This is a genomic window from Nonomuraea sp. NPDC050786, assembly GCF_040654115.1.
Lineage (GTDB): Bacteria > Actinomycetota > Actinomycetes > Streptosporangiales > Streptosporangiaceae > Nonomuraea.
In genome coordinates, this window is record NZ_JBFAHJ010000008.1 from 12,538 (window position 1) to 28,218 (window position 15,681).

Here is a 15,681-nt window from a genome sequence, read left to right on the forward strand (position 1 = left end):
TGACAAGCACCTCGTCGCCGGTGGCATCGATGATCAGGTGGTACATACTGCCGGCCCTCCCTCGGTCGACCGGGGACGGGCCGGTCAGTCCCCTTCTGAACGCCCTGATCCGCGAGGAGTCCACCGCAGCCCGGGAGAGGTCAAGCGCATCAGCTGTCTGTTGGACGCTCCAAGAGCAGCTAACACTCCCCGCCCGCCAGGCGATGTCTCTATGTCTGGCCCGCTCTAGCCTGCCCTGAGGTGATGACGGTGGCCGATCAACTGGTCCTGCTGGGGCTCGGCTTTGTCCTGACGACCGTTCTGGGCGGTGCACTCGGCTACCTCTTCCAGCGGCGTGCCTGGGCACACCAGCACAAGACCCAGCAGCGTGAACGGGAACGCGAGCAGGCGAGCAAGGTGTTTGAGGAGGTCAGCAGCCTGCTGGACAAGCGGCTGTACCGCATGCGGCTGGTCTTCTGGGCAGCCAAGCGACGGGCCTCGGGCGGCTCGAACGACCAACTCGCTGAGGCACGCGAACGGTATCGCGAAGTACTCCTGACGTGGAATGACAATCTGAACCGCAATTCGGCTCTCACACAGGCGTACTTCGGCGCAGGCGCCCGAAGGCGACTCGAGGAACTGTATGACACTTACGCGGCTATCGGGCGCGCCCTCGATCAGCTCATGAGCGACCTCGGCGGTGCGGCAGCGCGAGGAAAGGCCGAGGCGTTGCCGAATCCCCATGCGGGGCCCAGCTGATCGGCGAGATCCCGCCCATTGGACGGCGGCTCGATCAGCTCAGCCATCAGGTCTACCTCTTGAACGTCCACATGCTGCAGCTCCTGCAGAGCGGCAAACTGGGCCAGGAGGCCCCTACAGCGTCAACCTTCTCGCCCGAGCGGCACCTGCTGCAGTTCGGTGACCAGGGCGCGGCAGTGCGGCGGCTGCAGTCTGCCCTCGGCGAGGCCAACAAGGTCCCGATCGTTGTGGACGGGGTCTTCGGGCGCGAGACCGAGCGTGCGTTGCGTGCGTTCCAGGAGGCCAACGGGCTGGTCGCGACCGGCAGGTACGGGCTGAAGAGCCGCAAGATACTGCCCATCGGGGAGGACATGCCTCTTCTGCACGAGGGTGCCAAGGGCGACCTCGTTGAGCGGCTCCAGACCGTGCTGACGGACTGCGCCCCGGGTCACTGGGAGATCGCTCCGGGAGGCATAGACGGCGTATTCGGCCCCGCGACGACGAGAGCGGTCGAAGCTTTCCAGGACTGGCACGGCCTACTGATCGACGGCGTTGTGGGCCCCAACACATGGGCCGCTCACTTGCGCGATGACGGCCCTTCCCTCGAAATCGCGGTACGCACGCGATCGATTTGCGTCCCGCCTTGATCCATAATCGGCACGTCGTACTAGCCTGTGCTCAGGGCCTGAGAACGCGGCGCCACGTAGCTGAACGACACGACGCCAAGACGGCGCGGGTCGAACCCACTGACCACCAGGGAAGGCTGGACACCCAGGCTGGACGCCGGCTGACTCTGCTGAACAGACGGCAGATCAGCGCCAGTAGGGGTCTGATCATCACCGGCGCGTCCTGAACCCACAAGACAACGGCCATCACCCAGTTGGGCAAGCACCATGAACATCAGGCCCGACTGCGCCGTCAGAGCAAGGACCCCTCCGCACCCGCCCCGTGTGCCTGGCCGCGCGATCAGCGCACACCCACGGGCAGGAAGTCACCCTCTTGGCGAAGTTCATCGCCACACGCCAGCCTGACCGGCCGCTCCGCGAAGACTTCGTCGCGCCGGCCGGTACTGCTCGACATCCCCGGCGTGGTCCGCCGAGTATCGGCAGCCGCCGCACACCGTCGGAGCAGTCCACGTGCCCAGGTTGAATGCGTTGCGGCGGTGCACCCACGCAGACTTGTCCCACGCGCTCGACCTCGACCTGGACACGTAGCCGGCCGACACGAGTCACCCGACATCCGTCACGCCGCATACATCGCACCGGTAGAGCGTGCCCTGATCATCCTCGCCGAACTCGCTCCACAGATGAGCGTTGCCCGCCAAGTCGTACGGGTCGCCCGAGCAGAACTTCCGTGAACCAGCGCCCCGCCTTACCGCACGAGCCCGGCGGCCCGCGGACGTGACATGAGGCTTGGCGGGGTTAGGGACAGCAGGCGAAAGCATGACATCTCCCATGTGAAACGTTTCCCAAGCGGGTGGTGGGCATGTCCCTTTCCCGGAAGAGACCCGCGAAACCGTCAATTGGCGACGGTGCTGGTCAGACCGCTCCCGATACGGGGATTCGCGATCAGCTGACGCGCTCAGAACCTCTGACGCGCTCAGAGCCCTACTCGACGGCCGACGCCACCCGGGGGGAAGGACGACTCAGGGCCCGCGCGCCTCCGCGATCGACGCCCACGTGTGCCGCACCGTGTGCGGCGTCACCTTGAACGTGATCCCGGCCAGGCGGGCGATGCGCTGGGCGGGAAGGAAGCCTCCAAGCCCAAGGCCAGCCGCGGCAGTCCTCTCCTCGAAGTCACGCGCCTCACCTACGACGACACCGGTCAGCCCCTCCATTTGCTGCGTCGCACCGTCAACCCACAGCGAGTCCACATCGCCGACCAGCGGCTGCCGATCACGTCGCCCTGAGTGCGCGTTTGGGAAGATCATCGATGTTCGGCGTGGCGGCGTGCCGAAGGCGCTGAGGTCGTCAGGATGACCGGATGCCCCCGATCGCTACCCCTCAGACCTCACTGACGCGCAGTGGTAGCTGATCGAGCCCTTGCTGCCCGAGCCGAACACCGGAGGCCGTCCAGAGAAGCACTCCCGTCGAGAGATCGTCAACGCCATCCTGTACGTGGTGCGCTCGGGCTGCCCATGGCGATACCTGCCCAGCGACCTGCCGCCCTGGCAGACCGTGTACTGGTACTTCCAGCAGTGGCAACAGGTCGGTGTCACTGAAGCCCTGCGGGTCGAGCTGCGAGTCAAGGCACGCCGTCAGGCGGGCGGCCGGGAGGACGGGCCGTCAGCGGGCGTCATCGACTCCCAGAGCGTCAAGGGCGCCGACACCGTCGGCCGCGGACAGCCGCCGGTCCGGGTCGCGTAGATGCGCCAGCAGCAGGCTCGCCTGCGGTCGCCGCAGCGGCGGGATCGATCGTCCGCTATGCGGCCTTTCAATACCTACGCGAAGATCGAGACACCCGTGAAGGTCTTGGTGTTGTTGCACAGGTGGGTGCCCGGAAGGCAGCGCCGAGCCTTGATCACTACCTTGTCGGCGCCCTGCCGGGCGGCGACGGAGAAGCCGAAATCACTGCTGCCCTTCCACCGGCCCGCCTCCCTGCGGCCGCCGGTGCCGCCGACCCCCTTGCCCGCTTTGGAGAAGCTGACCTCGACGACCGCCGTCCACAGATCCCACTTGGTGTCGTACACAGTGCCCGAGGCGGCGGCGTAGCCGTCACTGCACACTTTCCACACGTATTTGACATAACCGTGCTTGGTGTTGAGCGTTCCCCCGCCGCCGTAACAGTCCCACGGGGCGGCTGTCGCCGGGGCGGGAGCCAGTGCGGTGAGAGCGACGGCGGCGGCGACGACGAGTGTCGTTAATCCGGAGAACTTTCGCATGATCGGCAGTCTAGGAGAACCGCTTGCAACCCACTGTCAGGCGCGCATCCGACCACGAGGCCGGCGTCGGAGGACCTGTCGCCGCGGCGCTTAATGCGCAGGAACCGCGAGTCCGGGACTTCGGTCCAGGTGTTGCCGTCCGTGCTCCACCGGAGCGCTCGGCGAACGGGCTGTGGGCAACGATGCGAAGATCGAACACCGGTCCCCCTGCCTGAGCATCAGGCATGGGGCACACATGGTTCTCCCCTCGCGGAGAGAACCATGTCATCTTCTGTTCACCCGATGCGACGTCCTATGGCAGACCAGCGCTCACCGGCTCGCCATGATGATCAGGAGGATTACGACGCCTACAACGCAGAGGAAGATCTCAAATCCACCCATGCCTTCTGAAGCGTTCTGCCTATCTACGTGCCTCTCCCAGCTCTTGCGCCTCCTTTCCCAGTCGTCGTTTGACCGTTGAATTCGCCGGAGATGATCGTCCAGCCCGCGCTGACGTGACCTATCGAAGTCGTCGAAGGGCAATGAAGTGCCTCCTACCGTTCAAATGCCACTGCCTGTAGCAACAATGGCACTTAACGTCGTCACTTGGAGGTGATACCACACTTTCCTTCGACAGGCGCAAAAATGATCCTGACCCGCGATAATTGGACGTATTGTGATTCCTCTCACCCCACGTCCACCAATCGTCGTGCATGTAACGCCGTAAGCCCGGATCATCATGATCACGGCCGTGTGGCCGCCCCACCTTGGAGTTCGCGTCCGTGCCGGTCGCGGACGTAGGGACCAGCACCGCGCGGGAGAACGGGTCGCCGGCCGCCGCGGCGGGCGCCAGATGCAGCCACCGGAACTGCGAGCCGGGGCCGATCGTGTCGATCTCCTCCGTCACGTCCGTCCCGGCGACCAGATCCCACGTGTCCGTGGTCACCTTCGCGGCCTGCATGCGGCCGCAGTCGATCAGCAACCGCTCTCCCGCCAGCAGACCGCCCGCACGCAGCACCCACCCGCCCGTGGCCACGTCACCGATGGACGGCTGCACGGCCGGGCCGGTGAAGCGCAGCAGCGTATCCACGATCGGCCCGGTCGAGCCCGCCAGCGTGGCCACCGCCTGGGAGGCCTGGTTGGCCGCGCCCCGTCCAGGTGGATGCGCTCTCGTCCCGCCACAGCGCGCCGGGCACCTCGACGACCGCTGTGATGCGGGCCATCGCGGCGCCCGTTCCCAGCCCTGACCGGCAACCTGGTTGAGGAGTTGCACCTGCTGCGCTTCGGTGTCGCAGGTGACGACCACGCCCCACACGGCGGGCCGCTCCTGGCGGTCGGCGTCGCCCCGCCCGGACCACTCCTCCTCGTCGCGAGCGTCGGACCCGGCCTGATCGGCGCGGCCGCCGCCCGGGGCCGGAGCTCCTCCGGCGGCGAGGGCCACCGCGGCGTTATCGGCTCGATCGCTTCGGCCAGGTCGTCGAAGGTCCTGTTCCGTCCACCCGGTGCCGTCGAGGTCGTCCAGGCCGCGCAGCAGCTCGGCAAGGGCCGGGTCGTCATACCAGCCGATTTCGGCGGTGCGGTTGTCGGCGAGGAGGATGCGAAGCGCGGTGTCGTCGTCCACGTCAAAGATGAGGGCGGGCACCTGGCCCAGGCCCTTGGTCTTCGCCCCGCGCCAGCGATGCTCACCGGCGATGATCCGCATCCGGCTTGCCTGGACCAGGACCGTGCCATAGAAGCCGTTCTTCTCGATCGACCTGGCGATCACCTCCACGTCGCCCTGGTGAGGGTTGTCCGGGTGCGGTTCGAGGTCGCCGACCGGAACCATGCGGTAGGTCTGGTCAACAACGCGACTGGACACAGCACCTCCGGGCGGGAAGATGATGAAACGGAGGCGAATCGCTCCAAGGAGGCGCTTTCGGATCTTGATATGGCGTGGGATGCTTCACGCCATGACAGCAGCCAACAAGGAGCCGCAGCCGAACAAGCCGGAGCCGGTAGACAAGTTGAGCTGGTTCGACCTGCTTGACCTGTCCAAAGGCCGCCCAGGACTCCGGCATGTGGGAACGGTCGCTGTTGTCGGCGGCGTCCTACTGGCTCTGATTCAGGTGAATGACCGCTTGGATGCTCGAACCCAGGTATGGGTGTTGATCTTCATGGGAATCGCCGTGGTCGGTGCGCTGCTCCGGATTGAAGCTGCCATCCGCGACCGATCCCGGCACTGACACGGGCCCCTAGTACGACAGCAGTAGTTCGTGATTGTCCCCTGCCATCGAAGAATGAGCGTTGTCATCGAAGTTTGATGACTATCAGGCGGTGTCACCGATGCCCATGGAACCAAGCCAAGACGCAGACGAGTGCACGGTGGTGAGGCGAATCACCTGCAAGGGAGCAAAGCGGGGATCATGGATGCGCTGCTGTATGTCCGCTCGTCGCGCCGCATGCTGGGACCATGCCCACCATGCTGGGTGATCGCGCCGGAACCATTCCGCCACGGTCTCGCGGTTCCCATTGAAGATCGATTCGCGTAGAAGTGTCCTGCGTAGTGACCGCCGCAGGATTCGGGGCATGATGACCCGCCGTGGGTAGTCCAGCCATACGACGGTGTCGGCACGTTCCCACAGCAGGTCACGGACTTCTGGGTAGCCGTACGAGTCGAAGACCCAGGCCCGCGCACGGGCGATCTCTGCAACCTGAGCAGGGAACCGCTCGTTCACGGCCCAGCCGGGACCGGCAAAGTACAGGGCGTCCATCTCGTGATAGGGCACGGCGAGCTGGCTGCTCAACGCTCGCGCCATGGTGGATTTACCGGCCCCGCTGATACCCACTACGAGGATGCGCTGCATCCAAGCAGCCTAAGCCTGATGTGCGGCGGCGGACACCGAGGGTGGCACTGTCATGAAGCGTGGTGATCACACTTCGATGGCACACGCTCAACATTTGCCGTCACAGGACAGTGATCGTTCACGCTGAGTGATCTCGCGCATGCGAACGGCCGCCTCTAAGATCGCGATCTTGTGAGAAATCAAGATCAAGAGACGGTCGCATTGGCCGTCGTAGAGCCCGAACTGCTGGAGGGGAAGTTCGCCGAGCTCGCCTCCGACATCGCGGGAGCGTTCGGCCGCGTCGAACCACGCCAGACGGCGAACGCCTATCTGCGAGGCCTGCTGTCGGACATCCCACGCAAGAACTGCTGGCACCTGGCCCGACACGCCGGCGATCTGGGGCCGGACAAGATGCAGGCGCCTGCTGTCACGCGCGAGCTGGGACGAAGACGCCGTACGCGATGCCGGCCGCAGCTTCGTGGTTAAGCATCTGCGCAGCCCGGAGGCGGTGTTGGTGCTGGATGAAACCGGTCAGGAAAAGAGCGGCACGCACACCGCCGGGGTGGGCCGCCAGCACACCGGCACCGTCGGCAAGGTGACCACTGCATCGTCGCGGTGTATGCCAGCTACGCCAGTAGACACGGGCACGCGCTGATCGACAGCGAACTGTACGTGCAGCGCGCCTACGTGCCCGACCCCGACAGGCGGGGGGACCTTCGCGAGGGAAGTGGATCACTCGCGAAGGTACCCCACAGAGCGGAACATAATCTGATTTATGTTCCACTGCTAACGATCTTGAATGCACCTTCAGATAGCGATCTGATCACAGCACTAACACGTCACGATCAGCCGCGCTGCAATGAATGAATGCGCCCTCGACACATCATTGCTGTCTTGACCACCCTGATCGTGATGGTGGCCACCGGGCTTCTCGGATGGTCCGCCTACCACAAGATCCCGGAAACCGTCGCAATGGCCGTGACGTCATCACTCGGAGTATTGCTCCCAATGTTTTTGATCCTGAGCGGGGAATTCCGAACGCAAGCCGAGGAAACCCTCCCGAGGAAGACCCTGCCAAGGTACTTCGCCGCCGCGTCCGAGCAGTCAATCAGTCCTTCACGGAAGCACTCACCCTGATGGACCAACTCCGGCGCGGCGCGACCTCGACGCTCAACAGGCTGCGCGCGAAGCGCTCCTCGCCGAAGCCGAGCGTCAACAGCGACTCCTTGAACTCAACAAGGAGGAAGCCGAGAAGATCCGGCAGATCCTCATCGGTGAGACCAAGTCCAGCATCCGCGCTGGTCGGCGCCACGAACTTCGCTTCTTCCTCGCCAGCATAATCCTGTCCGCCGCGCTATCCATCCCCATCGGCATTTGGGTGAACAACATCAGCTAAGACGCGGCGCGCACCTTCCGCGTCCCACCCCGCCGCCGCAGCAGCGCACCCGCCTCCACCAGCAGCAGATGCACGAACCCATATGAACGGCCCGTCGCCACCGAGAGCTGACGAATCGACTCGCCCGCCACATACCGGCGCTTCAGGTCCGCCTTCAACGCCTTCACATCCCAGCGGGACGATCGCTCACCACACCGGCACCGCGCCGGCGACCACGCAGGCGGCTCATCCCCCACCACCCCCTCCAGCAGCATCCGCCACGACAAAGCGAAATCCACCAGCCGCACAAGCTCCTCAGCCGCCAACACCGAATCGAGACGCTCCACCAGCCACGCCACCGCCCGCGACCGAGCAACCGCTGACCGAGCGCCCACCAGACGCGACGCCACCCCCAGCAGCCTAGGCACACCGACCCGGCGCTCACTCTCCGTGTCTACGCTCACATGCTGCCTTCATCGCACGACCGGGTACGCGAGGCCATCGATCGGCAGTTCCGACGGCCCGGATCTTCGTGAGGCAGAACTGAGACAGAACTGGGTGTGACGCCCGATGAGCTGTCGGCTGGGGAAGGCGTGGCGCAACAACTGCTCCGTGGCCACGCCATCCCTCTGACCTCGGAAATCCTTACCTCACCGGCAGGCCGGTCACAGCTCGACCGATGATCAACCGCTGGATCTCCGACGTCCCTCGAAAATCTAGATCTTGGCGTTGGCATCTCTGGCCAGAGACAACGTTCGGATCAGGCTAGCGACCAGGCCGTGAGCTTCCATCGCCTTTCATCAGGTTGCACTGCTGTTCGGTGTCTCACGGAACAGCGACGGAACAACCGGCCTTGGAGGCAGCCTGGGTTTCCTGATGACCGCTCTCATCAGTGCTGCCGCGTGGGATAGGCCGCGCTGGGCAGGCCGACGCAGAGGGTTGGTGAGCGGCCGTAGCCAGACGCCGCACCCACGGCACGAACAGGACAGCTCGGAGGCCGACCGCCGATTGGAGGACAACTTCCCAAAAGCGGCGGCGTCCGCAGAGGCACCGCCACCGACAACACCTCAGCACCACTCGCCACAGCTGCTGCTCGACACTGATGATGTGCCGTTGGCGCAACTGGCGGCACAGGAACTCGCCGCCAGCGACGAGACCTGGCGAGAAGTCAGTCTCAGCGTCTCCGACGGGACGCCCCTTACCACCGATAGGGGCTGCCAACCGGCGGAGTCGTTGGAGGCTGTTCGCCGCCTCAGGGAACGGTGCGGCGGCAGCTTCCGCATACGAGGCCGCCCGGCCGACAACCCCGCCGTGCTGCGCGACCTGCTGACGCAAGCCCGGTGCAGACTCCTTATCGTCGACCAGTTCGAGGAGCTGTTCACCTCCTGCGCCGACGCCGACGACCGCCGGGTTTTCATCCAGGCGCCGCACGCGCGCCTGCATCCCCGCACACGGAGCACCCGCGCCGGCATGCCGCCGCCGCGCTCGGCCACCACGGCGGCTGGCCGAAGGTGATCGATGAGGACATGCTCACCTTCGCCCTGGCGCTGCGGGCCATGGGCCTGCCGGTTCCCAAGATCGCCGCCATTGACGATCGCCACAGGGAAGAACGCGGGCAAGGCGTCGATCACGGGCCAGAGGTCGCCGAACGAGCCGGTGCGCACTGACGGGGTTGAGCAGCAGGGCATGGGGGAAATCTCCGTCCTGCGGGCCGTCGACTGAAGTGGAGGCCCCTGCGACGTAAGCAACCGCCGGTCGAAAGCAGGGAAAACTTCAGGGATGGAGTTGATGCACGGTGGAACGACGCATGTCGGTTGCGACGCACTGGGGCAGTTTCATCGCAGTGGTCGATTCCGGGCGATTAGTACGAATTGAGCCGAGGGGCGATGACCCCGTGCCGTCGCCTATCGGCCCCGGAATGGTGACAGCTGCCGATGACGGCGCTCGCGTGCTGCGCCCCGCGGTGCGCAAGGGCTGGCTCAACGGCGAGCCGCGCATCCGCGACGCTGCCAGAGGCGCGGACGCCTTCGTGGAGGTGAGCTGGGACGACGCGATCACGCTGGTGAGCGATGAACTCCGTCGAGTGCGTTCACAGCACGGAGACAGCGCGGTGTTCGGCGGGTCCTACGGCTGGGCCAGTGCGGGCGTGTTCCACAACGCGCAGAGTCAACTTCACCGGTTCCTGGCGCTGGGCGGGGGATTCACCGATTCTCGCAACACCTACAGCACTGCGGCGTTGGAGGTCATCCTTCCCCATGTGATCGGCGGGCATCCGTGGAGCTACCAGTCGCGGATGCCGATGTGGGACGAGATAGCCGACAACTGTGAGCTTGTGGTGGCGTTTGGAGGGCTGGCCCTCAAGAACAGCCAGATCAACCCGGGTGGGCTGGCCAGGCACCAGACGCAGAACCTGCAGCGACAGTGCCGTGAGGCCGGGGTGCGGTTCGTGAACGTCAGCCCCATCCGCAGCGACGTCGCCGGCTTCCTCGACGCCGAGTGGCTGCCCGCCATCCCCAACACCGACACCGCCGCGATGCTTGGCATCGCCCACACGATGCTGGTCAACGGGTGGCACGATGAGGATTTCCTTCGCCGGTGCTGCGTCGGGTTCGACCGCTTCGCCTCCTACGTGGTCGGTGAGCTCGATGGCGTCCCCAAGGACGCTGCCTGGGCAGCGAGGATCACGGGTATCAGCCGCGACGCGATCACCGACCTCGCTCGCCGCCTTACCGCGCGACGTTCTCTCATCATGGTCAACTACGCGGTGCAGCGGGCAGACCACGGCGAACAGCCGATCTGGATGTCTGTTGTGCTGGCCGCCATGGCGGGCTCGATGGGTCGGTCTGGCTGCGGCTGGGGTGCAGGTTACGCGACGATGGACGCGACCGGCGTTGCCAGAGGCCGCCCCTCCGTGGCGTCCATCCCCGGGATTTCCAACCCTGTCCCGGATTTCATCCCTGTCGCAAGGATCGCTGACACGCTGCTGCATCCGGGTAAGACCATCGACTACGACGGCCGGCGCCTCACGTTGCCGGAGCTTCGCCTGATCTACTGGTGCGGAGGGAACCCGTTCCACCACCACCAGGATCTCCATCGGTTGGCCCGAGCCTGGCAGACCCCTGACACGGTGGTGGTTCACGAAGCCTGGTGGAACACCACGGCCAAGTTCGCGGACATCGTCCTTCCTGTCGCCACCAGCTTGGAGCGCGACGACTTCGCCGCCGGATTCTCGGATCCTCACCTCGTCGCGATGCCGAAGGTCCGCGAGCCGGCGGGAGAGTCGCGCACCGACCACCACATCTTCACCGCCTTGGCCTCCCGGCTCGGATACGAGCAGGAGTTCACGCAGTCGCGCACCGAGATCGAATGGGTCCGACACCTGTACGAGCAGACGAGGGCCGAACTCGGCGACGATGCCGCCTTACCGAGCTTCGACGACTTCTGGCGAAGCTCCACCGCTGAGCTGCCGGCGTTGACCGGACCGTTTCCCGGCAGCTTCGAGGCGCTCCGCGCGGATCCACAGCGTTTCCCCCTGCCGACGCCGTCGGGCCGGATCGAGATCTTCTCCGAGGAGATCGACTCATTCGGCTATAACGACTGCGCCGGGCATCCGATGTGGTTCGAACCAGTGGAGTGGCTTGGCGCTGACCTGTCGGGCCGATTCCCGCTGCATTTGATCTCGAATCAGCCCGCCTCACGCCTGCACAGCCAGTACGACAACGGTGGCCACAGCCTCAATTCAAAGATCCGTGGCCGTGAGCCCGTGGCGATCAATCCGTTGGACGCCGCGTCGCGCGGCATCGAGAACGGCATGATCGTACGCGTCTACAACGACCGAGGTAGCTGTCTCGCGGGCGCAGTCCTGTCGGACGACGTCATGCCAGGCGTCGTACAACTGTCCACCGGAGCGTGGTGGGATCCGGTCCAGCCAGGCCTGAGCGGAACATTGGACCGCCACGGCAATCCCAATGTCCTCACGGCGGATCGGCCGTGCTCGCGTCTGTCCCAAGGACCTAGTGCTCTCAGTGCGCTGGTCGACGTTGAGCTCTACGGCGGCCCTCATCTCGATGTGCTCGCCTTCACCCCACCACACCTCGAGCATTGACACGAAACCTGCTGCCTCTTCGAGCGAGTTTCCGTCTGCACATCGTCCAGCGCGTACAGGCTGGCCTTGGCCGCCGAAGAACGATCTACCCGCTCACTTGCGTTTGCGTAATCAATAGAATACTTTGCGTAATCGTGACTGCACTTCAAAACCTCAAGTACGGCCGATGGTTCAGGGGCGCCGATGTCGACGGCGACGGGTTCATCACCCAGCGGGACGTCCGAATGATGAGCGAGCGTTACATCGCCGCCCGCGGCGCCGCGCCGGACTCCGAGACCGCCCGCCTGCTCACCGAGAGGATGGACGGGTTCTGGACGAACGTGATCGCCCCGATGGATCACGACGGTGACGGGAAGGTTGATCTGCGGGAGATGACCGAAGGGTTCAGGCGGGTCCTGACCGACCCCGCCCTGTACCCGGAACAGATCGAGCCGGTGACCAACTGCTTCTTCGACCTCGCCGACCTCAACGGAGACGGCAAGATCGACCAGGCGGAGTTCCAGCAGATGTTCGACTCGGTCGGCGGCGTTCCCGGCGAGGACTGCGCCGCGGTCTTCGCCGCTTTGGACCAAGACGGCTCTGGTGTGCTGGACCGCGCTGAATTCCACCAGGCGGTTACGGAGTTCTTCTACGGCAACGACCCGGACGCTCCCGCCAACCACCTGTTCGGCAGGGTCGCCGGCTGACGGCCCATGATGCGGCCCGGGACCCGCGACGCCCACACCACTGCTGGTGTGGGCGTGCGGCGTGAAGACCTCAGGCCAGGCAGCCCCTAACGACGCCTCTTCAGCCGCGATCAGGACAGATCCGCCACCTCGTTCCTCGGCTGGCTCGATAACCGCGGCCACACTCTCGCCTCCTGCTCGCAGAACGCCCGCACGGCGCGTGTGTCGTTGAGGACCAGTGCACGACCTGGATCTATCATCCGGGCAACCGCACGGGATTGGCACCGGGGCGGCTGAAGCAGTTGACCAACGATACGCTGCGCGACGGCACGTGGATCGTTTGCCACGACACCGTCCCGCCATATCCGCACGACGTCGCCTCGGCAGCGATGTGCCGGGGCTTCCCGGATCTCTTCGGTGAGCGCTCCGAGGGCGTGCGCTTCCTGCGAGAGGCCTTCGGCTTCGACGAGGTAGCGCGGCCCGAGGATCGCTCGAGCACAAGCGGCCAGCGCCTGCACCGGGACCGCCCCCCGCGATGAACAGGCTGGCGGCCGATCGGCGGGCGGCTCCAGCTTGCACCGCTCGAGCACTGGTCGGATCCAGGATCGCTGGGGGGTGTGGCTGCCACCTCGCGACCGCCGTCCACCGGCCCTCGCCGCGCTCGGGCTGCTGGTGGGTGGCCACGATCAGGTCCCGATAGTCGATCCAGGGGAAGGTCTTGGGCTCGCTCGTGCGGCCGTGGTAGATGTGCAGCCTATAGAACAGGTGGGGCCGTTCTCCGTCACGGTAGGCCAAGGCGCCGGCCTTGTTGATGCGGCCGGACCCTCTGCCGCGTACCGTCACCATCGGCCGGGCTCCGACCTAGTAACGAGACTGGCTCCGACGTATTGGGATATAGCCGCGAAGGGATCCGATCATCAGCAGCGACTCTGTCTCTCCACGGGAGGACCGGTCAAGACCGGTGCGCCGCCGAGTCACCGAAGCAGCCGTCCTGAGCGCCCATGCCCAGAGCCCGGCGGACGTCGCGCAGTGGACCTGCCGGCATGGTCAGCATGCCAGGCATGGCTGCGTCGCCTGCTATCACGCCTGTGCCGACGTCGATCCTGCACAGCCGCTATGGGAGGTCGCGGCGTGGTTCACCACCGAGCGGCCGATCCCCATCAGGGCGCTGCAGGACGTGCACCGCCACGACCGCGGCCTCACTCTCACCCAGCCGTCGACGCCCCTCGTCTACCTTCTGAGCGCACGTGTGAGGGCTGCCCTGGGCGCGGAGGCGGTGGCGGGAGTGGTGGGGTTTCTGGTGCAGAACCGGCACATCGTCGACGAGTTCATCGTGACGGAGATCCGCGCCGCCCACTCCTGAACTTGCCGTCCTGGGACGGACCCCTGATTCTGGAGCCCCTGCGCGAGGAACCGCATCCAGCGCCCCTCGCGCTCTACGCGGGGCAGCGTGCGAGCCCGCCCCCAAGGCGGGCTCGCACGAAAGATGCAGGCACCGTTAGGGCTGGGGCGGCATCGTGATCGGTTCGTTAGGGCAGCCAGCCGCGGTTGCGGCGAGCGCGTCCTTCTCGGCAGGGTCGGTCGGCAGTTCCCAGCGCAGTTTCACCGTGACCCAGTCCGCCACGTACTGGCAGTGTGCGCCCTGGTCCGGCGGCATCCACGTGGACGGGTCCTGGTCGGCCTTGCTCCGAAGCGCGCGGGTTCTCGACGAACCGCTGCGTGGTGCAGGCGCAGGTCCCCGAACGCAGACGAGTTTCCGACAGGCGCCTCACCATAGCGGAAACGTTCTTCCCGATCGGCGTGCGGCTCTTCAGGCGGTGGGTGGCCTGCACTCCAGGCCGCGGGCAGCATATGGCCGTGAACCTTGGCATCCCCACCACGCGCCGTGATCGATGAACCCACGAGAAGTAGATGATCAATTCCAAGGGATGCCTGCGGAGGGTGTGGGGGTGGGCGGTCAGGCGTCGGGGTCGACTTCGGGGTGCGTGAACCGCACGGGCTTACCCAGCGACCTGGCGTAGGCGATCTCGGCTCGGGTGCTGTCTCCGATGTAGTCGCCGACTACGAGCACCTCATCAGCGAGCCGGATCTTCGCCCGGTGCAGATCATCGAGTCGAACCTTCAGCGCCTCGGCCTCGACAGGATCGGACCAAAGCTCGTGCGGCGACTTCATGTCACAACCCGGTTTGACGACAATCTTTCCGGCTTTGGTCTCCCGCAGATCGGCCTCGGTCATCTCGGTCATGAAGCGGGTGGAGCCGCAGATCACGACGATACGCGGAAGGCCCAGCTGCTTCTTTGCGTCGGCGAGTTTCTCCTCGGGGGTGAGCTGTTGCGGGTATGACACTGGTTCCTCCTGGTGGTGTGGTCCAAGGGGTGCCTGCGGAGACGAGAACGAGGGTGTCCAAGATCATCTTATGGCGAACGACGTGGACACCCTAGCGACAGCACTCCAGGCGACGACCGACGACATCCTGAAAGAGCATCCCGACCTGACGCCGTGGCGCACGCCGGTCGACATCACGCACCGCCTGAGTGATGCCGAACTGGTCACCCTCGCCATGATGCAGGCCATACTCGGCTTCACCTCCGAGGCCAATCGCTCCGCCATGCCCATGCCCACCTGCGCCACCTCTTCCCCTACTGCCCCAGCAGCCCGGCTACAACAAGCGGTTTGTGACAGCCCTACCGGCCTGGGCAGTGCGTGGTGACGGTGGTAGGTGCAGGCGCGTTCGCCCACGGCCACGGCGAGAGCGGTGGGTCGGGGACCGGTGTTTCCCTGTCGTCGCCGTCGAACAACCGCCCATACGGGTCGGGGATCACTCCCCAACCCCAGTATGGCAACGGCCGGTCAGGTACCACGCCCAGAATTTTCTCCGGATTGATCTCCTCAGGTCCCACGAGGCATTGGTGGCGCCGCGCGGGCCTCGGCCTCAGACCGGACGCGGCGCTCGTGCTCCTCAGCACCGAGGGCGCCGCCGCCAACCCCCACACCGACCACCCGCTCCCCTGACCGGGCGACACCCGGCCGAGCGACACCCGGCCGAGCGACACCCGGACAGACAAGAAGGGACAGACAACACGGGATAGGCAACACCCACCTTCGAGTTAGTTCGAATGCGCGTTCGAGCGTGGCA

20 protein-coding genes and 2 pseudogenes are annotated in these 15,681 nt (G+C 65.6%); 15 read left to right on the forward strand and 7 right to left on the reverse strand.

Annotation, left to right across the window (positions count from 1 at the left end; genetic code table 11):
- Positions 1-16: 16 nt before the first annotated feature.
- Positions 17-145: pseudogene (locus AB0H84_RS17155) on the reverse strand (IS5/IS1182 family transposase); the annotation flags it as partial.
- A gap of 95 nt (positions 146-240) precedes the next feature.
- On the opposite strand from AB0H84_RS17155, the gene AB0H84_RS17160 reads away from it, so the two are divergent.
- The 4 genes from AB0H84_RS17160 (at position 241) to AB0H84_RS17175 (ending at position 3,083) form a co-directional block, all read left to right on the forward strand.
- Entirely contained in the window at positions 241-738 is a 498-nt protein-coding gene (locus tag AB0H84_RS17160; RefSeq protein ID WP_357605075.1) for a hypothetical protein, read from the forward strand.
- Positions 739-809: 71 nt separating this feature from the next.
- On the forward strand, positions 810-1,364 hold the full coding sequence (locus AB0H84_RS17165) for a peptidoglycan-binding protein (RefSeq protein WP_357604311.1): 555 nt from the start codon (positions 810-812) through the stop codon (positions 1,362-1,364).
- A gap of 1,046 nt (positions 1,365-2,410) precedes the next feature.
- A complete protein-coding gene (locus tag AB0H84_RS17170) occupies positions 2,411-2,626 on the forward strand; it encodes a hypothetical protein (RefSeq protein WP_357604313.1) in 216 nt (71 codons plus the stop codon).
- A 133-nt stretch (positions 2,627-2,759) separates the two neighbouring features.
- The gene (locus tag AB0H84_RS17175) at positions 2,760-3,083 is read left to right on the forward strand and encodes a transposase (protein ID WP_357604315.1); all 324 of its coding nucleotides are present in this window, start codon (positions 2,760-2,762) and stop codon (positions 3,081-3,083) included.
- 74 nt (positions 3,084-3,157) lie between these two features.
- On the opposite strand, the gene AB0H84_RS17180 is transcribed toward AB0H84_RS17175, so the two are convergent.
- Positions 3,158-3,598, reverse strand: a complete 441-nt coding sequence (locus AB0H84_RS17180) for a hypothetical protein (protein WP_357604317.1) — start codon at positions 3,596-3,598, stop codon at positions 3,158-3,160.
- A 499-nt stretch (positions 3,599-4,097) separates the two neighbouring features.
- Positions 4,098-5,402 (reverse strand): ParB/RepB/Spo0J family partition protein, encoded by a 1,305-nt coding sequence (locus AB0H84_RS17185; RefSeq protein WP_357604319.1) that lies wholly within the window; start codon positions 5,400-5,402, stop codon positions 4,098-4,100.
- A gap of 124 nt (positions 5,403-5,526) precedes the next feature.
- On the opposite strand from AB0H84_RS17185, the gene AB0H84_RS17190 reads away from it, so the two are divergent.
- The gene (locus AB0H84_RS17190) at positions 5,527-5,799 is read left to right on the forward strand and encodes a hypothetical protein (RefSeq protein WP_357604321.1); all 273 of its coding nucleotides are present in this window, start codon (positions 5,527-5,529) and stop codon (positions 5,797-5,799) included.
- Positions 5,800-5,883: 84 nt separating this feature from the next.
- Here the strand turns inward: AB0H84_RS17190 and AB0H84_RS17195 are convergent, their stop codons facing one another.
- The gene (locus AB0H84_RS17195; protein ID WP_357604323.1) at positions 5,884-6,420 is read right to left on the reverse strand and encodes a hypothetical protein; all 537 of its coding nucleotides are present in this window, start codon (positions 6,418-6,420) and stop codon (positions 5,884-5,886) included.
- Positions 6,421-6,621: 201 nt separating this feature from the next.
- Here AB0H84_RS17195 and AB0H84_RS17200 point away from each other — a divergent pair, with 201 nt between their 5' ends.
- Positions 6,622-6,885 carry a hypothetical protein gene (locus AB0H84_RS17200; RefSeq protein ID WP_357604325.1) on the forward strand — a complete coding sequence of 88 codons (264 nt, stop codon included), beginning with the start codon at positions 6,622-6,624 and terminating at the stop codon, positions 6,883-6,885.
- On the forward strand, positions 6,824-7,054 hold the full coding sequence (locus AB0H84_RS17205) for a transposase (RefSeq protein WP_357605029.1): 231 nt from the start codon (positions 6,824-6,826) through the stop codon (positions 7,052-7,054). Before AB0H84_RS17200 ends, AB0H84_RS17205 begins: the two co-directional genes overlap by 62 nt.
- Before the next feature lie 453 nt (positions 7,055-7,507).
- Here the strand turns inward: AB0H84_RS17205 and AB0H84_RS17210 are convergent, their stop codons facing one another.
- Together AB0H84_RS17210 and AB0H84_RS17215 are read right to left on the reverse strand one after the other, a co-directional pair.
- The gene (locus tag AB0H84_RS17210) at positions 7,508-7,711 is read right to left on the reverse strand and encodes a hypothetical protein (protein WP_357604327.1); all 204 of its coding nucleotides are present in this window, start codon (positions 7,709-7,711) and stop codon (positions 7,508-7,510) included.
- A gap of 80 nt (positions 7,712-7,791) precedes the next feature.
- Positions 7,792-7,962 carry a helix-turn-helix domain-containing protein gene (locus AB0H84_RS17215; RefSeq protein ID WP_357605032.1) on the reverse strand — a complete coding sequence of 57 codons (171 nt, stop codon included), beginning with the start codon at positions 7,960-7,962 and terminating at the stop codon, positions 7,792-7,794.
- 925 nt (positions 7,963-8,887) lie between these two features.
- Between AB0H84_RS17215 and AB0H84_RS17220 the strand changes: the two genes are divergently transcribed.
- The 7 genes and pseudogenes from AB0H84_RS17220 to AB0H84_RS17250 all read left to right on the forward strand — a co-directional run bounded on the left by AB0H84_RS17220 (position 8,888) and on the right by AB0H84_RS17250 (position 13,907).
- Positions 8,888-9,289: a hypothetical protein gene (locus AB0H84_RS17220; protein WP_357604329.1), complete on the forward strand. Its 402-nt coding sequence runs from the start codon at positions 8,888-8,890 to the stop codon at positions 9,287-9,289.
- Positions 9,286-9,441, forward strand: coding sequence for a hypothetical protein (locus tag AB0H84_RS17225; RefSeq protein ID WP_357604331.1), 156 nt, complete (start codon positions 9,286-9,288; stop codon positions 9,439-9,441). Before AB0H84_RS17220 ends, AB0H84_RS17225 begins: the two co-directional genes overlap by 4 nt.
- 140 nt (positions 9,442-9,581) lie before the next feature.
- A pseudogene (locus AB0H84_RS17230) lies at positions 9,582-9,686 on the forward strand (hypothetical protein); the annotation flags it as partial.
- Between the two features lie 6 nt (positions 9,687-9,692).
- Positions 9,693-11,879, forward strand: a complete 2,187-nt coding sequence (locus AB0H84_RS17235) for a molybdopterin-dependent oxidoreductase (RefSeq protein ID WP_357605035.1) — start codon at positions 9,693-9,695, stop codon at positions 11,877-11,879.
- Between the two features lie 134 nt (positions 11,880-12,013).
- Positions 12,014-12,565 (forward strand): EF-hand domain-containing protein, encoded by a 552-nt coding sequence (locus AB0H84_RS17240; protein WP_357604333.1) that lies wholly within the window; start codon positions 12,014-12,016, stop codon positions 12,563-12,565.
- A 281-nt stretch (positions 12,566-12,846) separates the two neighbouring features.
- Positions 12,847-13,083 carry a hypothetical protein gene (locus AB0H84_RS17245; RefSeq protein ID WP_357604335.1) on the forward strand — a complete coding sequence of 79 codons (237 nt, stop codon included), beginning with the start codon at positions 12,847-12,849 and terminating at the stop codon, positions 13,081-13,083.
- A 422-nt stretch (positions 13,084-13,505) separates the two neighbouring features.
- Positions 13,506-13,907, forward strand: a complete 402-nt coding sequence (locus AB0H84_RS17250; RefSeq protein ID WP_357604337.1) for a hypothetical protein — start codon at positions 13,506-13,508, stop codon at positions 13,905-13,907.
- Between the two features lie 594 nt (positions 13,908-14,501).
- Here the strand turns inward: AB0H84_RS17250 and AB0H84_RS17255 are convergent.
- Positions 14,502-14,891 (reverse strand): hypothetical protein, encoded by a 390-nt coding sequence (locus tag AB0H84_RS17255; RefSeq protein ID WP_357604339.1) that lies wholly within the window; start codon positions 14,889-14,891, stop codon positions 14,502-14,504.
- A gap of 70 nt (positions 14,892-14,961) precedes the next feature.
- Between AB0H84_RS17255 and AB0H84_RS17260 the strand changes: the two genes are divergently transcribed.
- A complete protein-coding gene (locus tag AB0H84_RS17260) occupies positions 14,962-15,255 on the forward strand; it encodes a hypothetical protein (RefSeq protein ID WP_357604340.1) in 294 nt (97 codons plus the stop codon).
- Positions 15,256-15,681 lie beyond the last annotated feature (426 nt).